The organism is Prevotella sp. TF12-30 (genome assembly GCF_003436715.1).
GTDB lineage: Bacteria > Bacteroidota > Bacteroidia > Bacteroidales > Bacteroidaceae > Prevotella > Prevotella copri_A.
Genome location: NZ_QSQJ01000030.1, coordinates 21,379 through 47,540 on the forward strand (window position 1 = coordinate 21,379; position 26,162 = coordinate 47,540).

Below are 26,162 nucleotides of genomic sequence, written 5' to 3' on the forward strand. Positions count from 1 at the left end.
GATTCTATAATGAAGAAAGTATTTATTGCAATATCTATTTTACTCTTATCGTCGGGCAGCAAACTGGCTGCCCAGACGATAACTGACTCTAACGACGCCTACAGAGAGTTTGTTCAGCTCGCCAACAAGGACGAGGACAAATCTCAGATGTACGATGCGCTATATCGTTGCTATACGGCAACTTACGCCATCATTACCCACTCAGAGAAGACGAGTGCCGAATATTCACAGGCGATGGCCAATATGAAGAATATCATTGCTTTCCTACCTAATGCCGCTGCCTATAACAGTAACAACCAGAGCACAGGAAACGCCATCAAGTTTGCACGCGCCTACGTGGATGTTGTCGGCTTATCCGACTTTGCCGATGGTGGTTACACCTCTCAAAATGCCTATTCACAGCTCTCTTACTTTGCGGCAGCCAATCTGGTAAACCGCCGCCAGTATGAGGAAGCTATTCCATACCTGCAAGCTTATCTCCGTTCGGGTGACGAGAAGTACCGTAAATCGGTATTCGTCAACCTCATCAAGGCTTGCGCACAATCCAATAAATATCAGCTTGCCGTCATCACTCTCGAACAGGCATCTGATAACTATCCTACCGACTATGACATCATTTCGTCGGCAGTAAATCTGTGTATCGACCACAAGGATAATGCCAATCTCCAGAAGTTCGTAGGCAAGGGTCTTGCCCTCCGCCCAGACGATGAGACCCTTCTCAACATCCAGGGTAAACTCTATGAGGAAGGCCATCATTTCGAGCAGGCGCTCGATATCTACAAGAAACTGCAAGTAGCTCATCCTAAGGCTCTTGATGTATTGAAACACCTGGCTATCAACAACTATAACATAGGTGTGCAAAACTATAACCAGGCGCTGGAGCTCAAGGAAAACGATCCTCACATCAAGGATCTGGAGACCGTATATAAGGATTACTTCACCTATTCTATCGGTCACATCAAGAACATCATCATCAGCGACCCACTTTCGCTGAAATACACCCAGGCTCTCGCCATCGCATACAAGTGTGTAGGTGATAAGGAGAACTTCAATATCATCAACAACAAGCTGGCTTCGCTCGGAGGCGGTAAAATCGAGTCGAACGTGATTCCTCAGCTCATCGAGTTCAATGGCGAGGTAAAGCCAACCATCGCTGCCGCTGCACCTCAGACACAGACACTAAGCAACGACCAGAGTACTGCAGAGGAGAAGGGAATCCCAGCTTACTCTGCCTTTGCCATTCCATTCATCGAAAACCGCATCGACAAATGGCAGAAGAAGGACAGCTACGAGACTCTGGATGAGTATCGCGCGCGCATGACCGAGAAGAACCGAGATGCCAAGATTGCCGAGATGCAGCGACTTGCACAGCAGGAATACATCAGCAAGTACGAATCAAGAGTAAACCTGCGTCATCTGGAACTGAAACCATACGATGCCGACCACGAGGTATTCCTGGTAACATCGCCTGTTCTCGGCGAGATGATCGTACCGGTGCCAAGAGCCAACAACGAGGCACGCATCTTCGCTTCCAACTGGAACGGTATGCAGTTTAAGGATCCACAGTACTTCATCGACAAGGATCACCTGGCACTCGCCAAGCTCACCATCATCACCCCTTCGGGCAAGCAGTATCAGTACGACAACGCAGCAGCGCTCAACTATACCGCCACCAACGTAGAGGTACACTTCGACCCTATCACCGCCAATATGCTGGCATCCAACGAGAATGCAAACAAGCAGACGGTACAGCAGCAGAACGTGAAGCTGGGAACATCGGATGTGGATGAGAATATCCCAGAGAATCCTACCAGCAACACCAAGACCTTTGCCGTGGTCATCGCCAACCAGAACTACAGTAATGTGGCAGGCGTACCACTGGCTCTGAACGATGGTCTTGCCTTCTCCAAATACTGCGAGAAGACACTGGGCATGCCGGCAGAAAACGTGCGTTACTATGCTGATGCCTCATACGGTACGATGCTCCGCGCCATACGCGATATCAAGAATATCGCCAGCGCATTCAACGGCGACATCAACATCGTATTCTACTATGCCGGTCATGGTATTCCTAACGAATCTACGAAGGATGCCTACCTGCTTCCTACCGATGCCGACGGCACGCAGACAGAGGGTTGCTACTCTCTGAACAAGCTCTATGCCGAGTTGGGTTCTACCAAGGCAAAGGAGATTGTGGTGTTCCTGGATGCCTGCTTCAGCGGCTCGAAGCGCGAGGAAGGCATGCTGGCTTCTGCCCGTGGCGTAGCGCTGAAGGCTAAGCAGGAAGATCCACGTGGCAACATGGTGGTATTCAGTGCAGCATCGGGCGATGAAACTGCATTCCCATACTCAGCCAAGGGTCATGGCCTCTTCACCTACTATCTCCTGAAGAAACTCCAGGAAACCAAGGGTGATGTAAGCCTCGGCGAACTTGAAAGCTACATCTCTGAAAATGTGAAGCAGCAGTCAGTGGTTATCAACCGCAAGGTTCAGACTCCTACTGCCACTCCTTCTACCTCGCTTGCAGCAGGCTGGAAAGAGCTGAAACTGAAATAAGAATAACATAAAAATCAGCAAGGATGAGACACTACATTTTTGTGATGATTCTGATGTTCCTGGGCGTAGCTACAACCAGCTATGCCCAGCGCACCAGGAAAGTGCACGGAGAATACATCTACCATGCACCGGAAAACGTTTCGCTGGAGCAAGCCAAGAAGACGGCTCTGAGCAGAGCGCAGATTCAAGCCTTGGGCGATGAGTTCGGTACCGTGGTGGCGCAGCATAACGCTACCCTGATGAACAATACCAATGGCTCTACACAAACGGATTTCACCTCGCTGAGCAGCAGCGACGTGAAGGGTGAATGGCTGGAAACCATCGGCGAACCTAAGTACGAAATCAGTTACGAACAGGGCATGCTGGTGGTGAAATGCTCAGTAAGCGGAAAGGCACGGGAGCTGGTTGCCACACAGAACAGTTTCGTTGCCAAGATTCTGAGAAACGGTACAGAAGACAGATTCGAAAGCGACAACTTCAAGAGTGGCGACGATCTCTATCTCTCCTACCAGTCATCTACCAAGGGATACGTAGCCGTTTATCTGATAGATGACAGCAAGAATGCCTACTGTCTCCTGCCTTATCAGTCATCTCAGGATGGCAAGGTGAGGGTGGATGCCAACACGAGATACGTATTTTTCAATTCCAAGACGGCTGCACCGCTCTTTCAGCCGGCAGATGTAGATGAATATAACATGACCTGCGAAAAGGCGGCAGAAACGAATTATATCTATGTAATCAGTTCGCCTAACCCATTCATCAAGGCGATAGACAATGCCGTAGCCGGTTTGCCTAGAGAATTGAAGTACGAGGATTTCCAGAAGTGGCTTACCAAGAACCGTACAGCCGATAAGGATATGCAGGTAGAAATCAAAACCATCTCCGTAAAGAAATAACAGCAAAATAAAAGCCCAGGGCGGAATGCTCTGGGCTTTTTATTTTTATATGGTGTTTGCACTATCGCTCACGCAAAAAGTACTAGCGTAAAATGAAGTGAAACGCTGAAACGCTCAGCTATATCGAATTTTCAAGTGAAACGCTGAAACGCTCAGCTTTTATAATCTCTTGATCACAGATTCCAGCTGCTCACCCAATCCGATGGTATAACCCTGAGAGAGGAATACCACTCTGTTGAAGGTATCAGAAATCGTGAAGATAGGAAGCAGGTTCTTGTTCTGAAGCTTCATGTTCTCCACCATCTCCTTGCGGCAGGAACCATCCTTGTCGATACCGAAGATGATGTTCTTTGGCAAACCAGGGAACTCTGAGATTCTGAACTTTTTGGCAGATGCCTCATCCTCAAAGAGAATAACGATAGGACGACCCCACTTCTCGAATACCTGTGCCACCTTGGCGATGTCCTTCAAGGCGTGGTTGGTTGGCTCCTGACCTACACCGATCATACCTGTTACGAAGTAGCCGCGACCTGTCTGGCTCAAAAGGCTAACCTCCTGATTGCTTGGCAAGAGGATGAACTTGGATTCTGAATTGAAGTTACCCTTTACGGTAATCTCTGTCTCAGAACTGCGCAGATTCATATCCACCTGGGTAGTAGCCCCCTGCTTTACATGGAACAGCTGCATCTCTGCGAGCACACCACCGTTGGCAAGACGGGTACCAGATACCAGGGCATAATCGCCCTCATCCATATCTACGCCATTCTTGAAGGTACCGCTCCAGGTACAACCCTCCTCAGGATACTCCAGGAGCGAGGTAGAACCATCAGGGTTGATGCGATGGATAGTGAAATGGCTGTAGTACTTAGGATCATCCACAGCACCATTATCCTTGTAGTTCAGCACGAACTTGCCCATGGCAGAAGCCTTCTGCACGGCATTGTCGAAATCTACGTCAATCCATTCGCCACCATTGGCATTCTTATACTGAGTCTTCTTGGTCACCTCATCCACCTGAGCCTCGATGCCCAAGCTTCTGGCTACATCTACGAAGAAAACCTTGCGAGAGCGGGCGTCTGTAAGGCGTGAACGATATACGCCGATAGGTGTCTGGGCAATCTGCAGAGCCTTCAGGTCTGGATTGATGCGGATATTCTTCTTCACCCACTCTACCAGGAGATTAGGATTATTCTTAAAGGCTACCTGCTGCTTGGCAAACTCCTTCTCGAAGAACTGCTTGAACGGAGTGATGATCATCTCGTTTTCCACGCGAGGAGAAAGCTGATTGCTCTTGGCATTGAAGTTATCTTCCAGGATATCCATCTGCATATCTCTCAAGTCCTTGGCACTCAATGTACCGAGCAGCTTAATGGCACGGTCGATACGGTCCTTGTGATTCTTCAGGAAGGTGAGGATAACACGGTGGTTACCGCTTGAACCTACCAGATACTTCACCATCTTCTGGGTATTCTCCTCAGAACCTGCAGCAAGACCATTATCCTTCAGAGCCTGCAATGCACTCTCCTTGTTGTAGAAGGTTGCGAGATAGGCATGGCGGATAGAATCCTCATAGGCAAAGCGCTCCAGGTTCTTGGCTCTTGCCTCGGCAGAAACCTCTGGGATATTGGCATGCTCTGGAGGAGGAACGATATCGAAGGAGTCACGGAAGAGGATGGTCTTCTGCTCAGCGCCAGGTACAGTTACCTGATGATCCATACGAACCACTACCTTCTTGTCCTTGCCGAAAGAAGCCTTGGCAAAGCCATACTTGCCGTTCTTGGATGCCCAGATCATCATATCGCCCTTGCCGGCAGAAAGGAAGGTGGCACCATCAGCACCTGTATATTTGGTTACTACGGTGCAGAACTCTGCATAGTTGTAGATTTTGAAGTCCACCTTGGCACCATCTACAGGATTGCCTGCTGCATCTACGATTTCGAAATCGATGCGGGCAGAAGAACCGTAGTTGTCGATGAGGTTGATCTCGGTATAGTTGGAAGTGCGGAGCATTACCTCCTCAGGACCATTGTAGTCACCGAACGCCTTGGTATGCATCAGCATCGCACGGGATGCAGGAGCATTAAACCAAGCCAGGTTCAGTACAGCTTCCGGCTCGCAGGCACCCAGGAAATACCAGGTACCATCTGCCCAAGCCTCTACCCAGGCGTGGTTATCATCGGTATGTGCCCAGCGTGGGGTATAAACCTGGCGTGCAGGAATGCCAATAGCTCTCAGGGCAGCTACCGTAAAGGTACTCTGCTCACCGCAGCGGCCGTAAGCCGAACGGATGGTAGAAAGAGGAGCCGAAGTACGGCCATCGGATGGTTGATAGGTTACCAGCTCGTGGCACCAGTGGTTTACCTCGAGGATAGCATCCTTCATACCCATACCCTTTACGCGCTCCTTCAATTCCTTGAAAAATACCATACGCGAATTATCCAGGTTCTCATTGTTGATGCGTACAGGGAGCACGAAGTGGCGGAAGAGCAACTCAGGCACCTTGTTTCCCCAAGCCATCTGCTGGCGTGCCTCGAAACTGGTGCGCACATTCTCCAGGAAGAAGCTGGTAGGATAGTCGGTTACATCAGCCACAGGCATGTAGGCATAGAGAAACTGCAAGGCTCCCTGCTCATCGGCTGTAGCTTTCTGCTTCTTGAGCATCTTCTGGTCATAAAACTGCTTACCTACAAGATTTACCTTCTGTTTGAAGGCCGTTTCCACTTTCGTGCGATAAGCTGCATCGGTAATGAAGTGGCCGTTTGCTGCCAACATTGTCTGCCAAGAGGCTAAGAATGTAATGGCGAACATTACTAAAAACTTTCTCATTGTTAGTTAGCTTTTTAATTATATTTATTATATTCCAGTTAATATATTGATGTTACGTTACAAACTTTCTGCAAAAATAATGTTTTTTTTCGAAATAATAGCCATCCCCAAAAGAAAAAATGTTATCTTTGCAGCAAATATTGAGAAATCAAGTAAAAAGAGAAAAAATTAGTAATAATCAAATAACTAAATAGAAAGAAAAAATAGAAACTATGAACAGAGACGATTTTAAGTTTGAAATATGCGCCAACAGCGTAGAGAGCTGTCTGGCTGCGCAGGAAGGTGGAGCCAACCGTGTGGAACTGTGTGCAGGCATACCTGAGGGTGGTACTACCCCATCGTATGGCGAGATAAAGGTTGCCCGAAAGTTGTTGGATAAGACCTTGCTCCACGTCATCATCCGCCCTCGTGGTGGCGATTTTCTCTACACTCCACTGGAGATTGAACGCATGGAGGAGGATATCTGCCTCTGCAGAGAACTGGGCGTTGATGGCGTAGTGATAGGATGCCTCACAGAGGATGGAGAAGTGGATATGGAGGCGAACCGCCGACTCGTGGAACTGGCGAAAGGCGGTGATGAACTGAAGCCGATGAGCGTTACTTTCCACCGTGCCTTCGACCGAGCAGCCAACCCTCAGAAAGCCTTGGAAGACATCATCTCCCTGGGTTGCGACCGTATCCTTACATCGGGTCAGCAACCTAAGGCAGTAGAAGGCGTAGCGCTTCTTTCAGAGCTCAAGCAGGCAGCAGCCGGACGAATCATCCTCCTTGCCGGATGTGGCGTAAACGAGGATAACATCCGCACCATCTTCGATGCCACAGGTATCCACGAATATCACTTCTCGGCAAGAGTCAATGTGCCGAGCAAGATGAAGCAGCTCAACACCAACGTGTATATGGGTGCCGAAGGTGCTGATGAAAGCAACTCTCCTGTTACTTCTGCTGAAAGAGTAAAGCAAACCATCGCCAACCTTTTGGGATAGGATTATTCTAAAACGAAAAAGTTTTTTCCGATAACAAGAAAGGATTTTTTCCGATAACGCAGACCGCGTTTTCCCACAAAATAGAAAAGTGTCGCAATTTCCAATATTCCAGGAGATTACGACACTTTTCCAATATAATATTCACACAATCTTAGAGTGCGATTTCCACAACCTTATCCATCTCTGTAGGAACCTCACCGAGATTCAGGAGCACACCGCCTTCGCACTTCTGAACCTTCACCGGCTTCTTGCTGGCAAAGTCGAATGCCTTCTTCACCTTCTTGTTTCCGAGAGGCAGGAAGAGGCTCTTATCCTTCAGGTTCAGGATATGAACGAAGAGACGATTGCCCTTCTGGGTAGTAACACCCCAATCGTGAGGAGCCACGATGCCACCGCGGGTACCATAGATGGTTTCGCCGTAAGTCTTCATCCACTCACCCATCTCAGCCAGGCGCTCCAATGCAACTGCAGGAAGTTCGCCATCTGGCTGAGGGCCGATGTTCATCAGCAGGTTGGCATTCTTACCAGCTGCATTCACCAGGTAATGTACCAGCGTCTTGGTAGATTTATAATCCTGGTCGGTAATCTTATAACCCCACATGCCGTTCATGGTCTCGCAGGTTTCAAGAGGCAGGCGACTGATGTCCTGACCCGACAATCCTGCCTTATTCTCTCCAGGAAGATCACGCTCGAAAGCCTGAACATCCTCACCCTCGAAAGGAGAAGAGTGATGGTTGTTTACGATCAGGCAGCCTGGCTGCAGGCGATGGATAAGCGCATACTGCTCTGGTAACTGCCAATCGAAGTTAGGATTCTGATCCTGATCCCACCATCCATCAAACCAGATACATCTCACCTTACCGTAGTTGGTAAGAAGTTCTGTAAGCTGGTTGTTCATAAACTGATAGTAGCTCTTCCAGTTACCCTCAGGGTTAGGGCGACCGGTACCTCTACCTGTTCTTCCCCAAACAGCATCCTCACGATACCAGTCGATATGAGAGTAATAAAGGTGCAAAGCGATGCCCTGCTTGTGGCACTCATCAGCCAGTTCCTTCACGATGTCGCGACGGAAAGGAGTAGCATCTACTATATTATAATCAGAATACTTGGTCTTGAACATAGAGAATCCCTCGTGGTGGCGAGTGGTAAAGCAGATGTACTTGGCACCTGAAGCCTTGATGGCAGCCACCCATTTGGCAGCATCAAACTTAGAAGGATAGAAACCGCCAGCCAGCTTGGCATACTCCTTGTAGTTCAGGTCCTTATTGGTCATTGTCCATTCGCCGGTAGCGAGCATGCTGTACAATCCCCAATGCAGGAAGATACCGAACTTATCGTCCTGGAACTGCTTGCGTGATTCCAGGTTTTCTGCAGATGGCTGATAATGCTGAGCCTTATTTTCCTTGGCAGCATCATTCGCAACCATGGCATTAGCCGAAAGGCAAGAGCAACCCAAAGTAAGGATTGCGGCACATAATTGTGACTTGAAATTCATTTTAATTCCCATAATAAAATTGTTATAGTTAGTTATGATGGTGCAAATATACAACTTTTTTTTCAGAGCAAAGCGATAAAACACAAAAAACTCTATATAATAGGATAAAAAAGATGCCTGCAGCGAGATAAGGAAGACCAGGAATGGGGATAAGAAAGGAGTTTCAGGGAAAGATTAGGAAAAGATTAGAGGTAGCTTAGAGAAAAACTGGGAGCAGTTTTACGAGGAATTTGGGAAAAACACAATGTTATCAGAATTTAAAAGATATAATAAAATTATAATTTATTCAATTTTATTTGGAAGTTAGAAAAACTATTTGTATCTTTGCATTGTCGGTCTGAAAGAAGTATAGCAAAACATCTGAGCAATAGGATATTCCCAGATATACAGCAGTACTTGTCTGATAACGACTACAAGAACAAGATTATTAATATAAAAAGAAGAAAGGAAACATTATGAAGAAATATGTATGTGACGTTTGTGGCTGGATTTATGATCCAGAAGTAGGAGATCCAGAGGGTGGCATCGCTCCAGGTACAGCTTTCGAGGATATCCCTGATGATTGGGTTTGCCCTCTCTGCGGAGTAGGCAAGGACGATTTCAGCCCTGTTGAGGAGTAAGACTCTTTTGGGGAATCCCCCGAAGGAAATACTCACAAAGGAATCATCTGAATGAAAAGCCTGATATTCAGGCAACACATTCATAAAATAATAGGAGGAACCATTATGACAAAGATTAGAGAAATCTACCGCTGCCAGATTTGCGGCAACGTGGTAGAAGTAGTAAACCCGGGAGCCGTGCTCAGCTGCTGTGGCGAACCGATGAAGCTGATGAAGGAAAACACCAGCGATGGCGCCAAGGAGAAGCACGTGCCTGTGATAGAACCTATCGAGGGCGGCTACCGAGTAACTGTAGGAAGTGTGGAGCATCCGATGCTCCCAGAGCATTACATCCAGTGGATTGAGCTGCTCACCCCTACCGATGTGCTCCGCCATGAGTTGAAACCAGGCGAAAAGCCGGAAGCCATCTTCATGACAAGCGCTGAAGCCAAGGATGTTACGGCTCGCGAATACTGCAATCTCCACGGTTTGTGGAAAGGGGTAATTGAAGGATAAAAACCATCATACCAACAAAAGGTCTCATATCGTTTTCCCAATGTAGGGAATATGATATGAGACCTTTTTAACTTTATTTACATCTCGTTTCTTGCCACATTCACCAGGAAATATCTATCTTTGCCGACAAAACGCTATAGATGATGAGAAGAATATGGAATGATCTTACATCAATGCGCTTGCTGCTGGCATTATTCATCTGCATCTGCTTGATTTCCTGTTCACAAGATAAAACAACAGAAACCATACGCTCCGCCTACTATTGGAGTACGACCTGGCAGATGGACAGCAGCAAGAAGAACTTCATCCAGAAACACCATATCAAACGACTCTACGTTAGATTCTTTGATGTGGTAAGGGATGCAGATGGAGAAATCATGCCCAATGCTACCCTGCAATTTGATACAGCCGATGAGAAAAGGACAACTGAAGAAAAGGAGAAAGAATCTCTGATGCCGAAAGGAATGGAGATTATCCCCGTTGTCTATATCGTAAACGACTGTTTCAAAGCAAATACCAAGACGAATCCTATCCGCAACGACAAGTCGGGCAGAAAATCTTCAGATGAAACACCCCGGCAACTCGCAGATAAGATTCTGAACCGCATCCTTCAGATGAACGAAGCCAATGACATCGAGAACGTGAAAGAGATTCAGATAGACTGCGACTGGACAGCATCAACGCAAGAAGCTTATTTTAAATTCCTCCATATTTTAAAGGAGAAAGCCAAAGACAAGCAGATACAGCTGTCAGCCACCATCCGGCTACACCAGCTCTCGATGACCCCACCCCCTGTGGATAGAGGCATCCTGATGATGTATAATACGGGCGATGTAAAACAGCTAAGTTGCCAAAAGCCGATACTCGATATGAAGGATGTGGCTCCTTACATCCAGCATCTGGGCAGTTATCCGTTGCCGCTTTCTGCCGCTTATCCGCTCTTCAGCTGGCGAGTCCTCTTCAGAGAAGGAAAATTCGTAGGCATCATGCATGCAGATGATGATTTCCCCGTATTGCCAAACGACAGCATCGTGATAAGAAAGCCCGAAATGAGCGACATCATGGAAGCCGTAAGAAGCATCAATCATCAGGATGAAGACATCAACAGCGAGGTCATTCTCTTCGACCTCAACACCGATAATATCAAACGATTTAAATCAGAAGATTATGAAAAGATTTTTAATCATAGGAGTGATGGCAGCAGCATTTAGCACCCACGCCAACGCCTGCGTTGCCGAATACTCTGATCACAACTATTATATGTTCAGCGTGTTCAATCGCGACCAGACTTCGCCGGCGTATCTCTACGACATCGCCAGCTACTGGCAGAAGTATGCCGGCAATACATCCTCCATCAACTTATCTTTCTACAGATGGAACAAGGAGGACATTAAGAAAATAGCCCAAAGCAAGAAGGATGCAGGAATGCTTTCTTACTTAAGAAACCTGAATGCCTACCTGGATGCCTGCGAGAAACTGAATCCCAATGCCTGGAATTACGCCTCTAAGCAAGAACGACTGCAGATACAGCAATCGCTGACACGGCTCAACAATGCCGCCAAAATTTATAAAGGCACCCAACTCAAGAGCCAGTATGCCCTGCTCCGTATGCGCACCAACATGATGAAAGGATTCCACCAGCAGAACATCACCTATTGGAATGCCATCGCCTCCCGACTTCCGAAATCACCATGGCGAGAGGCGATGCGCAACATTTATGCCCGGGCTTTATGGAAGACGGGAAGACATCAGCAGGCACTGGATATCTATGCCGAGCAGGGAGATATGGCAAGCATCAGGGTGCTCGCCCGAAACTATCGCAATCTTGCAGGCATTCAGAGCACTTATTTCAAGAATCCGAACTCGGCTATGCTCACCTATCTGGTGCAGGATTTCGTGAACAACTGTCAGCAGACGATAGACAGTCGCTCCAAAGAACAGTTAAATAAGGAGTGGATTGAGGAAATAGGCGCCAAGGTTATCTATCAGAAAGAAGCCCTCAACTTCATCACCTTTGCCAATAAGGTCATCGCCGAAGGCAAGACGCAGAATCCTTGTCTGTGGCGCTCTGCCACCGCCATGCTCCATTATCTCTATGGATATCAGCGGGAAGCATGGAAGGAAAGCACCGAAGCCATCAAGCTAGATGGCACACAGAGAATGAAAGACAATGCAAGAGCCATCCGACTTCTGGTTTCTACCCGAAATGTACAGGTGGATAGCGATTACCCACAATATCTGGTCGGCGAATTCAAATGGCTCAATGAGATGGCAAAGGGAGAAAGCCAAAAAGCGAAGGGAGAATACCCGAAAAAGGATGATTTCACCAATCCCGACATTCATTATATTGAGGTGATGGAGCGTGTAGCTTACCGCGCCCTGTACAACCGGTTCAAGACGATGGCAGATAAGGCGAAAAAGGAAAACCGGCAGGAAGCCGGCAGAGATTACGAAAGCATAGCCACGGCGATGTATGGCATGATGGATGCCTACATGCGAACCTTCTACAAGGAGCAACAGAATGAAGAATACATCAGCCGCTATCTTTATTCATCAGAATACGCCATTCGTCTTGACTCACTCTCTGCGCAGCAGCTGGCAGATTACTATCGCTTCATCACCGCTCAGCATCAGGATGCCTTCGAGCAATACGTCTGCCAGTCACTCTATCGCAATGCCGATTTCTTCAAGGACATGATAGGCACCAAGTATCTTGCCGAAGGCAATTTTGGCGAAGCTGCCCGCTGGCAGAAGGATGTATCCCTGAAGTTCATCAACAACCAGGCCATCAGCTTCTACGCCGAGAAGCGCAGCTATACTGTGCCTTACTGGTTTAACCACCAGAAGGTGAATGATTCCAACATGTGGAGCATTCAGGGCAGTTATGCCCACCTGAAGGAGAACCCGAAATGGAAATTCTGCCAGGAGATGAACCAGCTCATCAGCCAATACAATGTGGCTCGTGAAGGCGAAGTTAGAGAAAAACTTGCCTATGAGCTTGCCACCCGCTATTATCAGGCATCCTGCTATGGCGACTGCTGGTATCTTACCCATTATGGCAAGAGTGTAGCCGATAGTGCCCGCACAGGCGAAGCCGATTTCGCAGCTATCGCTCAGAAATATCTCAAGGTGAGCAAGCAAAGCAGTAACCTCACGCTTCGCTATCATTCGCTCTATGCCCTCTCATCCATCGGCATCGATCCATGGTTTAAGATAACCTACGATGCCAACTGGAAAGAGCAGAAGCTTCTACAGCCACAATCCGCTCAATATCAGGCTATGATGGAATGGAGCAAGTTCTGTCATCAGCATCCGGAAATTGTGGATCAATACACCACCCGATGCGATGTATTGAAGCAATTCGAAAAAAATCTCTAATCTCTTACCATTTTCCCAGCGCTGGGAAAATGGTAACTTTTTCACAGCAATCGAGTAACCGCCTTGTCATAGTTGCTCAATCGCTGTACCCATCGTATATCTTGATTCTCTGACATAAGCCTTGATTTTTTCGCAAAGGTAAGAAAAGTTTTTGAGAAAACCTATACCACCAGCCCTTTTTCTCGTCTCATACCCCAAGTTTTAGTTAATTTTCCACGATTTTTTTGTATCTTTCATTTATAATGTGTAACTTTGCGTCAATATATTTAAAGTAATACAACAATGGCAAAAACAATAAGCAGACAGCTGATCAAAACGGCAACAGCGCCAAGAAGACCACCAGGAAAAAGAAGAAGAGGTTTCCATCCAGCAGCAAACGAATTCATCTTCGAACAGAGATTCCGCCTCTTACCGCTCAAGTCAGCCAAAGAATTTGATAGACCAAGGAATATCTTTCCTCTCAGGCTTAGCCGAAACCTTAAAGTCGCCAGAAGCCACAGCCCAGCTGGTTGATTCCATCGTTGGGAAAAACGAGCAGACAGGCGAAACCTCCATCAAGATACCTGTGGAGAGCAAAGAGACTGTCTCTAATCTCTTGAATCTCACAGGAAAGTTGTTTACAAAATAAGTCATGGGTAAAAAGAAACATAAGCATCAAGGACATTATTGCAAGATGTGTGGAGAGTATAAATCCAACGAGTCGTTCAGTGGTAAAGGACACAGACTGCACATCTGCAAGAAATGTATATCAATAAGAAATAAGGCTAAAAAAGAAAAGAAACGTTTAGAACATGATAGAATTAACGAAGTCTCAGAAGAAAACAGCTCGCAAGCTCATTAATTTGGGCTTGCAGCGAGAGTGCGCCAAGTTCATGCAATCTACCAAAGATTTCATGAACAAGAACGCATCAGCAGAGGATGCACACGATGCATACCTCAAACTATATGATAAGGTATACCAATTCGACAAGCATATCGCTCGCCGATACGATGGGATGTCAGGAGGTAGATATTACATCACCGTATGTTACCTATACTATGACGGAGTATTGACTGACGAAGACATCCGAGAGTTTGACGATGAGCTATATAACAGTTTGAAAGAAGCCAAGAAGTCTTTTCAAAATTAAACGATATGAGTTACACAGAATATTCTTGTAGCAGACTAACTTTTAAAGCTTGCATAATAGAATCCTTAAAAGAAAACGACGTTTTCTGTATAAAGACACCTGTTGGGAGTTTTCAAATGACGAAAGGAGATTTTTACAAATCTTTTCCAAATGTTATCCAAACAAAAAGTTACAGAGAACAAGGAGTGTATAGTTACACGAAGACTCCCCAAAAAGCCAATAAATACTTGTTTGAACGAAATGAGACGAAAAACATTGGTTTAAAATCAAAACAAACAACTCCAGATTTGGTCGGTGATAATATACGAAGAAAAATCAAGGAAATTGGTCAACTATGGCGTTCTTCAGAATTCAACCCTAAAATATCAAAAGAAACATTAGATTATTGGAACAAAATCATTAATGACTGGGTGGATGCCAAAGACATGCCATTAATTGTTCGAAAAGACATTAAATTCCGAGGTCAATCTTTCATACATCCTACAGGAAGAGAAATTATAGTTTCTGACAATACATTTGCAATCTGGGTATATGGTCAAGTTATGAAACAACATACCCCAACATTGAAAGAAATTAAAGAAATGCTTCAAAACAATATGATTCCTATGCAGTTTATGCAAACTAAAGATGGCAAACAAAAAGCAAAGTATTCCAAGCCTTTAGGAACAGATGCTTTACAAGGATGGAAGCTATGTCACATTGAACCTATCGGTTTTAACTGTTCAAAAAGCATAAATGAAATAGATATACATTCTATAGAAGAGCATTTCCGTAAATATGCGAACCCATACAATATGTTTGTTCTACCAAAAGAAATTGGAGATTTAGGAGAGATACAAGTATTTATTGATGAGCAAAGAAGGAAATAAATAACCTTTTCCTTGCTACAACCAAATAAAAAGCGTAACTTTGCCGAAATATCATAAAAATAAGCAATTATGAAGGAAGAAGAAATCAAAGAATTGTTCGAGCAATTCGAAGCTATTGCCAACGAATACGAAGGCGTAGAATGTTGGAGTGCAAGAGAACTTGCACAAGTGTTGGGTTATTCCAAATGGGAAAGATTTGAAGGAGTCATCGAGCGAGCTAAAGACGCTTGTATCAACGCTGGCGAAATGGTAGAATATCATTTTCCCGGCGTTGGGAAAATGATACCTCTTGCTAAAGGTGCTCAGCGTGAAGTCAAAGACTACATGCTGACTCGTTATGCTTGCTATCTCATTGCCCAAAACGGTGATCCACGCAAGCCACAAATCTCTTTTGCCCAAAACTACTTTGCCGTACAAACTCGCCGAGCAGAATTGGTGCAAAAGCGTTTGCTGGAATACGAACGTGTACAAGCACGTGCAAAACTTGCAGAAACAGAGAAGCGTCTCTCTGGTGTGCTGTATGAAAGAGGGGTGGACAGCAAAGGCTTTGCCATCATTCGCTCACTAGGTGACAAGGCGTTGTTTAATCTCGACACGGCTCTTCTCAAACGTAAATTGGGTGCTCCTAACAGCCGACCTCTCGCCGATTTCCTTCCAACACTAAATATTAAAGCTAAAGATTTTGCTGCAGAAATGACTTCTGTCAACGTTCAGCAAAAGGATTTACATGGTCAGCAATCTATCTGTCAAGAGCATGTCGATAATAATAAGGCTGTTCGTAATATGATGCTCCAACGTGGCATTGTGCCAGAAAATCTTCCTGCAGGTGAAGATATCAAGAAAGTAGAACGCAGATTAAAATCTGACGAAAAGACATTGACCAAAAAGAATAGCAAAAAGAAATAATATCTATCATAATTCTATAACAAGAGAAGAAGCTAGAATTTCACTGCACATCAGCCATCCAACACTCGCACATCACCTGTTATGCAAGCGCACAACAGCTGTTGTGCGGTCGTAGGAACTAATTCTTCCGGCAATTACTCCTATATCTTCCGGCAACTTCCATTATATGTCTCAAAGACTTTTGTTATACCTTCCAGGTACTTTTCCTATATCTTTCGATGACTTTCCTTATATACCTCAACGTTCTCCCCTATATCTTTCTGCATCCGCAAGCGTTTCAGCGTTTCACTTGTTTTTCCAACATCAATTTTCCCTCATCTATGATTTTTAGTTAATTTTCCACGATTTCTTCGTATCTTTCATTTATAATGTGTAACTTTGCACCCAGAAATTTAAACGTTTAAAGATAAAATGGCATTAAAATGTGGTATTGTAGGTCTCCCAAACGTGGGTAAATCTACACTGTTCAACTGTCTGTCTAGTGCAAAGGCACAGGCAGCTAACTTCCCTTTCTGTACTATCGAACCAAACTTGGGCGTCATCACCGTACCAGATGAGCGACTCAACAAGTTGGCAGAGATTGTTCACCCAGGACGCATCGTCCCAGCTACTTGCGAAATCGTAGATATCGCAGGTCTCGTAAAGGGTGCCAGCAAGGGCGAAGGTCTTGGTAACAAATTCTTAGGAAATATCCGTGAGTGCGATGCTATCATCCACGTAATCCGCTGCTTCGACGATGACAACATCGTGCGCGAAGGTGGCGCCAAGGTTGACCCATTGGAGGATAAGAGCGTCATCGATACAGAGTTGCAGCTCAAAGACCTGGAAACCATCGAATCTCAGCTCGCCAAACAGCAGAAGACTGCTGCTGCCGGCAACAAGGATGCCAAGCTGATGGTTACCGTTCTGGAGGCTTACAAGGCTGTTCTGGAGCAGGGAAAGAACGCCCGTGGCGTAACTTTCGAAAGCAAGGAAGAGCAGAAGGTGGCTCACGACCTCTTCCTCCTCACTACCAAGCCTGTACTCTACGTTGCCAATGTTGACGAGGCTTCTGCCAAGACCGGCAACGAGTATAGCAAGAAGGTAGAGGAAATCGCCAAGGAAGAAGGTGCCGAGTGCATGGTCATCGCAGCCAAGACTGAGGAAGACATCGCTTCTCTCGAAACCTACGAGGACAAACTGATGTTCCTCGAAGAGCTCGGCCTGGAAGAGAGCGGCGTAAACCGACTCATCAAGAAGGCATACGCCCTGCTGAACCTCGAGACATTCATCACCGCCGGTGAGATGGAGGTGAAGGCATGGACCTATCACAAGGGCTGGAAGGCTCCTCAGTGTGCCGGAGTGATCCACACCGACTTCGAGAAGGGATTCATCCGTGCAGAGGTTATCAAGTATGATGACTACATCAAGTATGGCTCTGAAGCTGCTGTACGCGAGGCTGGTAAGCTCGGCATCGAGGGCAAGGAGTACATCGTACAGGATGGCGACATCATGCACTTCCGCTTCAACGTATAACCGTTTCTACGTAATAACAAGGAGGGGGGATGCATTCCCCCTTTAAAAATTCTACGATTATGATGGCAAATCTGCTTAACTATATCGTATGGGATCCGGATCCCATCTTGGCTCACCTGGGTCCTATCTCCATCAGATACTACGCCACCTGCTGGATGGTAGGCTTGCTGCTGGGTTATCTGATGATGCACCGCCTCTACAAGGAGCAGAAGCTGGGCGAGGATAAATTTGAACCGCTCTTCATCTACCTCTTCGTCGGCATCCTGGCGGGTGCCCGACTGGGACACTGCATCTTCTACCAGCCGGAATACTTCCTCACCCAGTGGGATCACGTAGTCGAGATGTTCATCCCGATGCATCATATGGCAGACGGCAGCTGGAAATTCACTGGATATGAAGGTCTGGCTAGCCACGGAGGCGTACTGGGACTGTTCATCGCCATCTGGCTCTACTGCCGCAAGACGAAGGTGGGCGGCTGGACATTGCTCGACAATATGGGTATCGTATCAGGCATCACCGCCTGCTTCATCCGCCTGGGCAACCTGATGAACTCCGAGATCATCGGCAAGGTAACCGATGTGCCTTGGGCATTCATCTTCGTCAAGGAAGATCAGTATCCGCGTCATCCCGGCCAGCTCTACGAGGCGATAGCCTATCTCCTCATCTTCCTCCTCATCCTCTTCATCTATAAGAAGAAGGGGCCTAAAAGTGTGGGAAGCGGACTTTATTTCGGTCTTTGCCTTACCCTCATCTTCACCTTCCGTTTCTTCGTGGAATACACCAAGGAGATTCAGGTGGCTTTCGAGGCAGGCTTGCCTATGGATATGGGTCAGATATTGAGTCTTCCGCTCATCATAGCGGGAGTATGGAGCATCGCCTCCAGCTCAAAGCGAGCTGCGAAAAAGGAAAACAAAGCATAAATACGATGATAGAAGTTTCGTTCCATCCAGATGTGTGGGGCGGAACTTTTATTGTTTAAAGCCAGCGATATGGTAGTCTTATCGCATACATGGTATCCTGCTTATATATATAATAAGGTATAAACAACAACTACAATATGAATAGAAGCATCATTCTCCACCTTCTCGCCGCACTTCTTCTGGTAAGCTGCGGATATCAGGGCAAATCATCCTCTCCTTCCTCTCAGGATGGGGGCAAGAACAATCTGCCCGTCCATGTAAGGCTCATCAGTACCACTCCCGTCAAGGATCAGGGCGAGAGCGAACTCAGCTGGGCATACGCCATGCTCGCTACCATAGAGAGCGAACATATCATGAAGGGTGACTCCGTGAACCTCTCCGTGGCTTACATCGCCCGAATGATGCTCCAGGAGAAAGCCATCGAGTACTATCTCTCGCAGGGCAGCAAGCCCATCAGCATGCGAGGCATGGCTTCCATGCTCATACATTATATAGATAAGTATGGCGCACAACCCTACGACAGCTACGAAGACCCGAAGGATATCAACTACAAGACGCTCTGCCGGAAGGTGGAGCAGCTCTGCGATGCAGCCATCTCACAGAAGTCGGGGTTCGGAAAGCTGAAGGATGATCTCGACAATCTCTTTGATCAGGAGATAGGCTACATGCCAGCCAAGCAGGTTCACATGCTCGGTGCCGAATATACCCCGCTGGAGTTCGCCCACAGCGTATGCTACCCGGAAGAGTATGTATCGCTCACCAGCTTCACCCATCACCCTTACCGCGAGTACTTCGCCCTGGAGATTCCCGACAACCGTCAGCACGACTCCTACCTCAATCTGCCGCTCGATGAGATGATGCTCCATATCCAGAAGGCAATAGAGAACGGCCACCCGGTATGCTGGGAGGGCGATATTTCTGAAGAAGGCTTTATCCACGCCAAGGACAACTATGTGGATATCTCTAAAAACGAACGTCCCGTAACCCCTACTTCCCGCCAGGAGGAGTTTGAGCAGCTTCGCACCACCGATGACCACGTGATGGAAATCATCGGCACTTTCCTAAAAGACGAGCAGCGATACTACGTCTGCCGCAACTCAGCAGGAAAGATATGGGGCAACCAGGGACTCATCTATCTCTCTGAAGACTATCTCCGCCTCAAGACCATAGCCGTCTTCATGAGCGAAGAAGCCTTTCTCTTCGATAGGAAGTAAAATGGTTGATGTAGGTCAAATATCTGCTTCATAACACTTGTGTGCGCACACATATAGTTGACATACATCAAAAATTCGGGCTTTTTTCGCATTTTCTCCATAAAAGTTTTGGTGGAATGGCAAAATCGTCGTACCTTTGCATCGTCAATAAGACAAAAGGTTATTAGGTTTTTAGGTTAAGATTGTTAGTTGTTTATAGGTTATTAGTTATAAGGTAATAAAAAAGATTGTTTATTCAAGGACGACGAAAAGAAATTTTGTTTAGGTTATTAGGTTTTTAGGTTTAAGATTGTTAGTTGTTTAGTTTTAGGTTATTAGTTTTAAGGTAAGAAAAAAAGATTGTTTATTCAGTGAGAACAGGATAATGTCGATAGGTTAAGCGTAACTTAAGGTAAAAAAAGACATGTATCGGATAACAAGATGATGCCTGTGAGCAGTAAATGACTGCTTCGGGCGCCGCAATGGAGAAAAGCTTGTGAAAGCGATAATCTCCTTTGAGTTATGAAAAATTTGGGAATATAGCATTAAAGGTGCGCAATTTCGAGAGAATCGAAGTTGCGCACTACTTTTTTATACAACACGCCAAGTTCTTATATGCAATCCGCCCCCTTCCTATGGGCATTCTTGAGGTATTTTAGGCATAATCCCCTCATTTTTATGATAATATACACTAAATAATTTTGTATTACCACCGAAAAGTTGTACTTTTGCAAAAGATAATAAATAACAAGGTAATATGGCAAAACATCCTCTTTGGAACGACGATTATTGGCTCCTGCTACTCCAGCTCTACCAGAAGAAGCCGATGGGAGTAAAGCCCTTATATTCAAAGGGTATAGTCGATTTGAGCTTGGAACTGCACATCCAGCCGGAATATCTGCACGCACAGATGTTCAAGCTGCAGCGCATCACGCCTCGCATCAAGCGGCTATGGGATAAATATGCCGATAATCCACGTCTCCTATCCCACGACATCAAGATTCTCCGATCCATGAACGGATGCGGAAATGCCAAGGATTTCTTTGCAGGAGTAGAAGTAAAGGAGTCGTTCGAGAAAGATTGGGAACCGCTCGCCGAAGAGCCATCGCTCAACCCCGTGAAGCTCATCATCATCCTCGACCTCTACTTCCAGCTCACACCCATCACCATGGTGGCTGAAACACCGGAAATCATCAACCTGGGAAAACTCATCAAGGTTTCACCCAAGCTGATTGCAGAAGTGATGGGCGTTTACCAATACTGCGACCCTTATCTCAACCGCCAGCAAGCACCTGACAGCAAACTGATTAGCGCATGCAAGGATATCTGGCACAGATATGGTAACGGAAACCCAGACAAGCTGAACCAGCTTGCCATCAACCTGCAGGAATACTACAAGTAGAACAGAAAAAAGAATACTGCAAGCAGAAAAAACACTGCAGGCAGAACAGAAAAAAAGATATATAAACAGCAAAAGCTCAACTCAAGAATAAAGATATGGCTCAAAAACTCATTCAGACACAGGCACAGAAGCTGCAACAGCTACAAAAACTCTCCGCCCAGCAGATGCTGCAGGTGAAGCTCCTGGAGATGCCCCTCACCGAACTCGAGGAGAGCATCAATGCCGAACTGGACGATAATCCTGCACTGGAGAGTGAGAATCCAGACGATATGCTCAGCGAAAGCTACGATGGAGATTCTCCGCTGGAACATGATGCAGATAGCAGTAATAGCGACAGTGATACTGATTCTGATGATGCCTACGAGGCACAGTCGGAGAAGGAAGAGAGAAAAGACGAGCTCGACCAGGCACTGGAAAGCATCGGACAGGATGACCAGATGCCCGATTACAGCTCCGACAAATACGGCAACCAGGACACAGCCGAATACGAAGAAATGGTATATGGAGACACCACGTCCTTCTACGACAAGCTGAAGGAGCAGATGGATATGCAGAACCTCACCGACAAGGAAAAGGAAGTGATGGAATATCTCATCGGATCGCTCGACGACGACGGCCTGCTTCGCAAGGATCTCGACAGCATCAGCGATGAGCTGATGATCTATCACAACATCGATGTAACCGAGAAGGAGATAGAGCACGTGCTCCATGTCCTGCAGAGCTTCGACCCTGCGGGCGTAGGCGGAAGAAGCCTTCAGGAATGCCTCCTGCTTCAGGTAAAGCGAATGCCGAAAGGCGTACTCCGCAAGACCATGGAAGAGGTATTCACCGACTACTTCGATGAGTTTACCAAGAAGCACTGGGACAAGATCAAGGCAGGATTGGAACTCAATGATACCCAGCTTGATACCCTGCAGCAGGAAATCAGGAAACTGAACCCGAAACCGGGTGCTTCGATGGGAGAAACCGAAGGCAGAAACATCCAGCAGATTACCCCCGACTTCATCGTAGATACCAACGACGACGGCTCCATCACCTTCAGCCTGAACCGCGGTCACATTCCGGAGCTCACCATATCTCCATCCTTCACCGACATGATAGAGCAATACCGCAATCACAAGGACAAGATGAGCAGAGCCGAGAAAGAAGCCCTGTTCTATGCCAAGGGAAAGGTGGACAAGGCACAGGGATTTATCGAGGCAATCAAGCAGCGGCAGCATACCCTCATCGTAACCATGAAAGCGATTATCGACATCCAGCGACAGTTCTTCCTGGATGGAGACGAAGCCGACCTGAAACCGATGATTCTCAAGGATGTAGCCGAAAGAACCGGATTGGATATCAGCACTATATCGCGAGTGAGCAACGTGAAGTATGCACAGACCAAATGGGGCATCTTCCCCCTCAAGTTCTTCTTCACCGATGGCTATACCACCGAGGATGGCGAGGAACTGTCAACCCGCAAGATCAAGATTGCCCTTCAGGAAATCATAGCGCACGAAGATAAGAAGAAACCATTGAGCGATGAAGCATTGTCAAAGGCGTTGAAGGAAAAAGGATTCCCTATCGCCCGACGCACCGTAGCGAAGTATCGCGAACAATTCAATATTCCAGTAGCACGATTAAGAAAATGAAAGAGAAGAATATCATATTCACTGCACGAATCATGAGCATGATCTTCACCCCCTTCTATCTGCCGATAGTGGGATTGATAGCACTGTTCATCTTCAGCTACATGTCATTGTTGCCGATGATGTACAAGCTGGTGATGCTTGCCATGGTGTATCTGCTCACCGTGGTGGCACCCTCGCTGCTCATCCATCTCTACCGGCTCTGCCAGGGATGGACATCCCACGAACTGGGCAGAAAGGAGCGCCGTCTCGTGCCCTATATCATCTCCATCGTGTGCTACTTCGCCTGCTTCTTCTGGATGGAGTACCGCAACACTCCCCGCGTCATCAGCATCATCGTGGTAGTGGCACTCACCATCCAGATGGTATGTGCCCTCATCAATATATGGTGGAAGATCAGCACCCATACAGCCGCCATCGGAGGCGTGGCAGGCGGACTGGTATCCTATTCCATCGCCTTCTCTTTCAACCCACTGTGGTGGCTCTGCTTCGTGCTGATACTGGCAGGAGCCGTAGGAACGGCGCGCATGATACTGCGACAGCACTCGCTCTCGCAGGTGGTCGGGGGATTCCTCGTAGGAGCCGCCTGCGCCATCCTGGTCATCTGATTCCGGTGCCGTACAAGGAACATAGAAAAAAGAATTAATAACATAATATAGTAAGAAATGAAACCATTAGTAAGCATTATCATGGGCAGTACCAGTGATCTGCCTGTTATGGAAAAAGCATGTAAGTGGTTGAACGACAACCAGATTCCTTTCGAGGTAAATGCCCTCTCTGCACACCGCACACCGGATGCAGTAGAATCATTTGCCAAGGGAGCCAAGGAGCGTGGCGTAAAGGTAATCATCGCCGCTGCCGGTATGGCTGCCGCCCTTCCTGGTGTTATCGCAGCATCTACCCCACTGCCAGTTATCGGTGTGCCAATCAAGGGTATGCTCGATGGTCTTGATGCCATGCTCAGCATCATCCAGATGCCTCCTGGCATTCCTGTGGCTACTGTTGGTGTGAATGCAGCTCAGAACGCTGCCATCCTCGCTGCCGAGATGATTGCCCTTGCCGATGAGGAAGTGGCTCAGAAGGTAGAGGCATGGAAGGCTGGTCTTGGTGCCAAAATCGAGAAGGCAAACCAGGATCTGGCTGAGGTGAAATACGATTTCAAGTGCAATTAATCTAATCCGATATGTCTCTTTCCGGGGGCATATCCCATCTTAAACATTATGGTAGATTTATTCAATTATACCCGCCGTGCCTCTTCTGTGGCACATATCGGAGCCCTCGACCTGGGTGGCGATAACCCTATCCGCATCCAGTCGATGACCACCACCAATACCAATGATACTGAGGCTTGCGTCCGTCAGGCAGAGGAAATCATCAAGGCTGGCGGCGAACTGGTGCGCTTCACCACACAGGGTTCCCGCGAGGCAGAGAATATGAAGAACATCAATGCCGGCATCCGTGCCGACGGCTATCAGACTCCACTCGTTGCCGATGTTCACTTCAATCCTAACGTTGCCGATGTGGCTGCACTCTACTGCGAGAAGGTGCGCGTAAACCCGGGCAACTACGTGGATCCTGCCCGCAAGTTCATCAAGCAGGAATATACAGATGAGGAGTACGCCCACGAACTCCAGAAGATTGAGGACCGCTTCGTGCCTTTCCTCAACATCTGCAAGGAGAACCATACTGCCATCCGCATCGGCGTGAACCACGGTTCACTCTCCGACCGCATCCGCAACCGCTATGGCGATACCCCTGAGGGCATCGTAGAGAGCTGCCTCGAATTCCTGCGCATCTGCAAGAAGGAGAATTTCCACGATGTGGTTATCAGCATCAAGTCATCCAATACCGTTGTGATGGTCCGCTCCATGCGCCTCCTGGTTGAAGAAATGGAGAAGGAAGGCATGAATTACCCACTCCACCTCGGCGTAACCGAAGCTGGCGAAGGCGAGGATGGCAGAATCAAGAGTGCCGTAGGCATCGGTGCCCTGCTGGCAGACGGCATCGGCGATACCGTTCGAGTAAGCCTCAGCGAGGAGCCTGCTGCAGAGATTCCGGTGGCTCGCCATCTGGTGGATTACATCGGCAGAAAGAAGGGTCAGCTGCTCATCCCGGCCGCAGCTTGTCCTAGCTTCGACTGGCTGCACCCTACCCGCCGCGAAACAGTGGCTGTAGGCAATATCGGCGGCAACAACGTTCCAGTGGTTATCAGCAACCGAATCAACGGCGAGAGCACCGTTTGTGAGAACAAGGATGCTACGCCTGATTATATCTATATAGGCGGTAAGATGCCTAAGCAGTTTGTGCCTGGTCAGAGCTACATCGTAGATTACAATGTTTACGAGACGCTGAACAGTAAGCCTGAAACCACAGGTGCCAAGCTCTACCCTATCTTCCCTGCCATGGCAATGCCGCTCATCGCCAGCATCAAGGCCGACGTGAAGTTCCTCACCCTGCAGTTTGGAACTCCAGCCGAGGAATACATCGCCTGCCTGAAGGCTCATCCAGAGGTAGTGGTTATCTGCGTCAGCAATCATCAGAACCGCCTGGGCGACCAGCGTGCATTGGTTCACGAGATGATGAATGCCGGCTTGAAGAACCCTGTTATCTTTGCCGAGATGTACCAGCACAGCAAGGAGGAGAAGAGCGACTTCCAGCTGGAGGCAGCAGCCGATATGGGAGCCCTGATGATAGATGGTCTGACCGATGGTATCTGGCTGATGAACGATGGCGACATCCCTGCCCAGACAGTAGATGAAACCGCTTTCGGCATTCTTCAGGCAGCCCGTCTGCGCACCAGCAAGACCGAGTATATCAGTTGTCCAGGTTGTGGCAGAACCCTCTACGATCTTCGTGAAACCATCGCCAAGATCAAGGAGGCAACCAAGCATCTCAAGGGCTTGAAGATTGGCATCATGGGCTGCATCGTGAATGGTCCAGGCGAAATGGCGGATGCCGATTACGGCTACGTAGGCGCCGGTCCTAACCGAGTAAGTCTTTACCGCAAGCAGGTTTGCGTAGAAAAGAACATTCCGCAGGAGGTGGCAGTAGAGCATCTGCTCGCCCTCATCGACTCGGATAAGCAATAATTCGGCTCTTCTGAATAAGAGCAATACCCCAGATAAAAGAGGAAATGCCGTTCCTGCATTTCCTCTTTTTTTTAAATAAATGACTCAGTGAGTCACTTTTTGCTGCTGATGGATATTCTACTTAACTATCTTACTGGAAGAACTTTAAGACAAAAAACTATATTTCCGGAAACACAACTCAACGCTTCTTTCTTCTAAAAACTACGAGTTAGGATTATTAACATAAAGCTCTAAAGCAGCCTAAGGAGAATAAGAGAG

21 protein-coding genes are annotated in these 26,162 nt (G+C 47.3%); 18 read left to right on the forward strand and 3 right to left on the reverse strand.

Annotation, left to right across the window (positions count from 1 at the left end; translation table 11 throughout):
- Positions 1-9: 9 nt before the first annotated feature.
- Positions 10-2,556, forward strand: a complete 2,547-nt coding sequence (locus tag DXD25_RS11255; RefSeq protein WP_158556330.1) for a caspase family protein — start codon at positions 10-12, stop codon at positions 2,554-2,556.
- 23 nt (positions 2,557-2,579) lie between these two features.
- Positions 2,580-3,452: a DUF4384 domain-containing protein gene (locus DXD25_RS11260; protein WP_117663586.1), complete on the forward strand. Its 873-nt coding sequence runs from the start codon at positions 2,580-2,582 to the stop codon at positions 3,450-3,452.
- A gap of 159 nt (positions 3,453-3,611) precedes the next feature.
- On the opposite strand, the gene DXD25_RS11265 is transcribed toward DXD25_RS11260, so the two are convergent.
- Positions 3,612-6,278 (reverse strand): transglutaminase family protein, encoded by a 2,667-nt coding sequence (locus DXD25_RS11265; protein WP_117663587.1) that lies wholly within the window; start codon positions 6,276-6,278, stop codon positions 3,612-3,614.
- Between the two features lie 212 nt (positions 6,279-6,490).
- On the opposite strand from DXD25_RS11265, the gene DXD25_RS11270 reads away from it, so the two are divergent.
- Positions 6,491-7,261: a copper homeostasis protein CutC gene (locus tag DXD25_RS11270; protein WP_117663588.1), complete on the forward strand. Its 771-nt coding sequence runs from the start codon at positions 6,491-6,493 to the stop codon at positions 7,259-7,261.
- A gap of 151 nt (positions 7,262-7,412) precedes the next feature.
- Here DXD25_RS11270 and DXD25_RS11275 read toward each other — a convergent pair whose 3' ends face one another.
- Positions 7,413-8,687: an alpha-L-fucosidase gene (locus DXD25_RS11275; RefSeq protein WP_117663603.1), complete on the reverse strand. Its 1,275-nt coding sequence runs from the start codon at positions 8,685-8,687 to the stop codon at positions 7,413-7,415.
- A gap of 524 nt (positions 8,688-9,211) precedes the next feature.
- Between DXD25_RS11275 and rd the strand changes: the two genes are divergently transcribed.
- The 4 genes from rd to DXD25_RS11295 all read left to right on the forward strand — a co-directional run bounded on the left by rd (position 9,212) and on the right by DXD25_RS11295 (position 13,249).
- Positions 9,212-9,376, forward strand: a complete 165-nt coding sequence (rd, locus tag DXD25_RS11280; protein ID WP_117663589.1) for a rubredoxin — start codon at positions 9,212-9,214, stop codon at positions 9,374-9,376.
- A 105-nt stretch (positions 9,377-9,481) separates the two neighbouring features.
- Positions 9,482-9,871, forward strand: coding sequence for a desulfoferrodoxin (locus tag DXD25_RS11285; protein ID WP_117663590.1), 390 nt, complete (start codon positions 9,482-9,484; stop codon positions 9,869-9,871).
- A 140-nt stretch (positions 9,872-10,011) separates the two neighbouring features.
- A complete protein-coding gene (locus DXD25_RS11290) occupies positions 10,012-11,082 on the forward strand; it encodes a hypothetical protein (RefSeq protein ID WP_233522290.1) in 1,071 nt (356 codons plus the stop codon).
- Positions 11,039-13,249 carry a hypothetical protein gene (locus DXD25_RS11295; RefSeq protein WP_147327899.1) on the forward strand — a complete coding sequence of 737 codons (2,211 nt, stop codon included), beginning with the start codon at positions 11,039-11,041 and terminating at the stop codon, positions 13,247-13,249. Before DXD25_RS11290 ends, DXD25_RS11295 begins: the two co-directional genes overlap by 44 nt.
- A 420-nt stretch (positions 13,250-13,669) precedes the next feature.
- Here the strand turns inward: DXD25_RS11295 and DXD25_RS16710 are convergent, their stop codons facing one another.
- The gene (locus DXD25_RS16710) at positions 13,670-13,855 is read right to left on the reverse strand and encodes a hypothetical protein (protein WP_158556331.1); all 186 of its coding nucleotides are present in this window, start codon (positions 13,853-13,855) and stop codon (positions 13,670-13,672) included.
- A gap of 185 nt (positions 13,856-14,040) precedes the next feature.
- Between DXD25_RS16710 and DXD25_RS11310 the strand changes: the two genes are divergently transcribed.
- The 11 genes from DXD25_RS11310 (at position 14,041) to DXD25_RS11360 (ending at position 25,904) form a co-directional block, all read left to right on the forward strand.
- A complete protein-coding gene (locus DXD25_RS11310) occupies positions 14,041-14,379 on the forward strand; it encodes a hypothetical protein (protein ID WP_147327900.1) in 339 nt (112 codons plus the stop codon).
- A 5-nt stretch (positions 14,380-14,384) separates the two neighbouring features.
- Positions 14,385-15,248 (forward strand): hypothetical protein, encoded by an 864-nt coding sequence (locus DXD25_RS11315; protein WP_117663594.1) that lies wholly within the window; start codon positions 14,385-14,387, stop codon positions 15,246-15,248.
- 69 nt (positions 15,249-15,317) lie between these two features.
- A complete protein-coding gene (gene dinD / locus DXD25_RS11320) occupies positions 15,318-16,154 on the forward strand; it encodes a DNA damage-inducible protein D (protein ID WP_117663595.1) in 837 nt (278 codons plus the stop codon).
- 411 nt (positions 16,155-16,565) lie between these two features.
- A complete protein-coding gene (gene ychF, locus DXD25_RS11325) occupies positions 16,566-17,669 on the forward strand; it encodes a redox-regulated ATPase YchF (RefSeq protein WP_117663596.1) in 1,104 nt (367 codons plus the stop codon).
- 59 nt (positions 17,670-17,728) lie between these two features.
- The gene (gene lgt, locus DXD25_RS11330) at positions 17,729-18,589 is read left to right on the forward strand and encodes a prolipoprotein diacylglyceryl transferase (protein ID WP_370453418.1); all 861 of its coding nucleotides are present in this window, start codon (positions 17,729-17,731) and stop codon (positions 18,587-18,589) included.
- Positions 18,590-18,726: 137 nt separating this feature from the next.
- Positions 18,727-19,803 carry a C1 family peptidase gene (locus DXD25_RS11335; protein ID WP_117663597.1) on the forward strand — a complete coding sequence of 359 codons (1,077 nt, stop codon included), beginning with the start codon at positions 18,727-18,729 and terminating at the stop codon, positions 19,801-19,803.
- A gap of 736 nt (positions 19,804-20,539) precedes the next feature.
- Positions 20,540-21,184 carry a hypothetical protein gene (locus DXD25_RS11340; RefSeq protein WP_089543061.1) on the forward strand — a complete coding sequence of 215 codons (645 nt, stop codon included), beginning with the start codon at positions 20,540-20,542 and terminating at the stop codon, positions 21,182-21,184.
- Between the two features lie 95 nt (positions 21,185-21,279).
- Positions 21,280-22,818, forward strand: a complete 1,539-nt coding sequence (gene rpoN, locus DXD25_RS11345) for an RNA polymerase factor sigma-54 (protein ID WP_117663598.1) — start codon at positions 21,280-21,282, stop codon at positions 22,816-22,818.
- Entirely contained in the window at positions 22,815-23,423 is a 609-nt protein-coding gene (locus tag DXD25_RS11350; RefSeq protein ID WP_117663599.1) for a phosphatase PAP2 family protein, read from the forward strand. Before rpoN ends, DXD25_RS11350 begins: the two co-directional genes overlap by 4 nt.
- Positions 23,424-23,480: 57 nt before the next feature.
- Positions 23,481-23,987 (forward strand): 5-(carboxyamino)imidazole ribonucleotide mutase, encoded by a 507-nt coding sequence (gene purE / locus DXD25_RS11355; RefSeq protein WP_117663600.1) that lies wholly within the window; start codon positions 23,481-23,483, stop codon positions 23,985-23,987.
- A gap of 48 nt (positions 23,988-24,035) precedes the next feature.
- Positions 24,036-25,904: a 4-hydroxy-3-methylbut-2-en-1-yl diphosphate synthase gene (locus tag DXD25_RS11360; RefSeq protein WP_117663601.1), complete on the forward strand. Its 1,869-nt coding sequence runs from the start codon at positions 24,036-24,038 to the stop codon at positions 25,902-25,904.
- Positions 25,905-26,162: the final 258 nt, after the last annotated feature.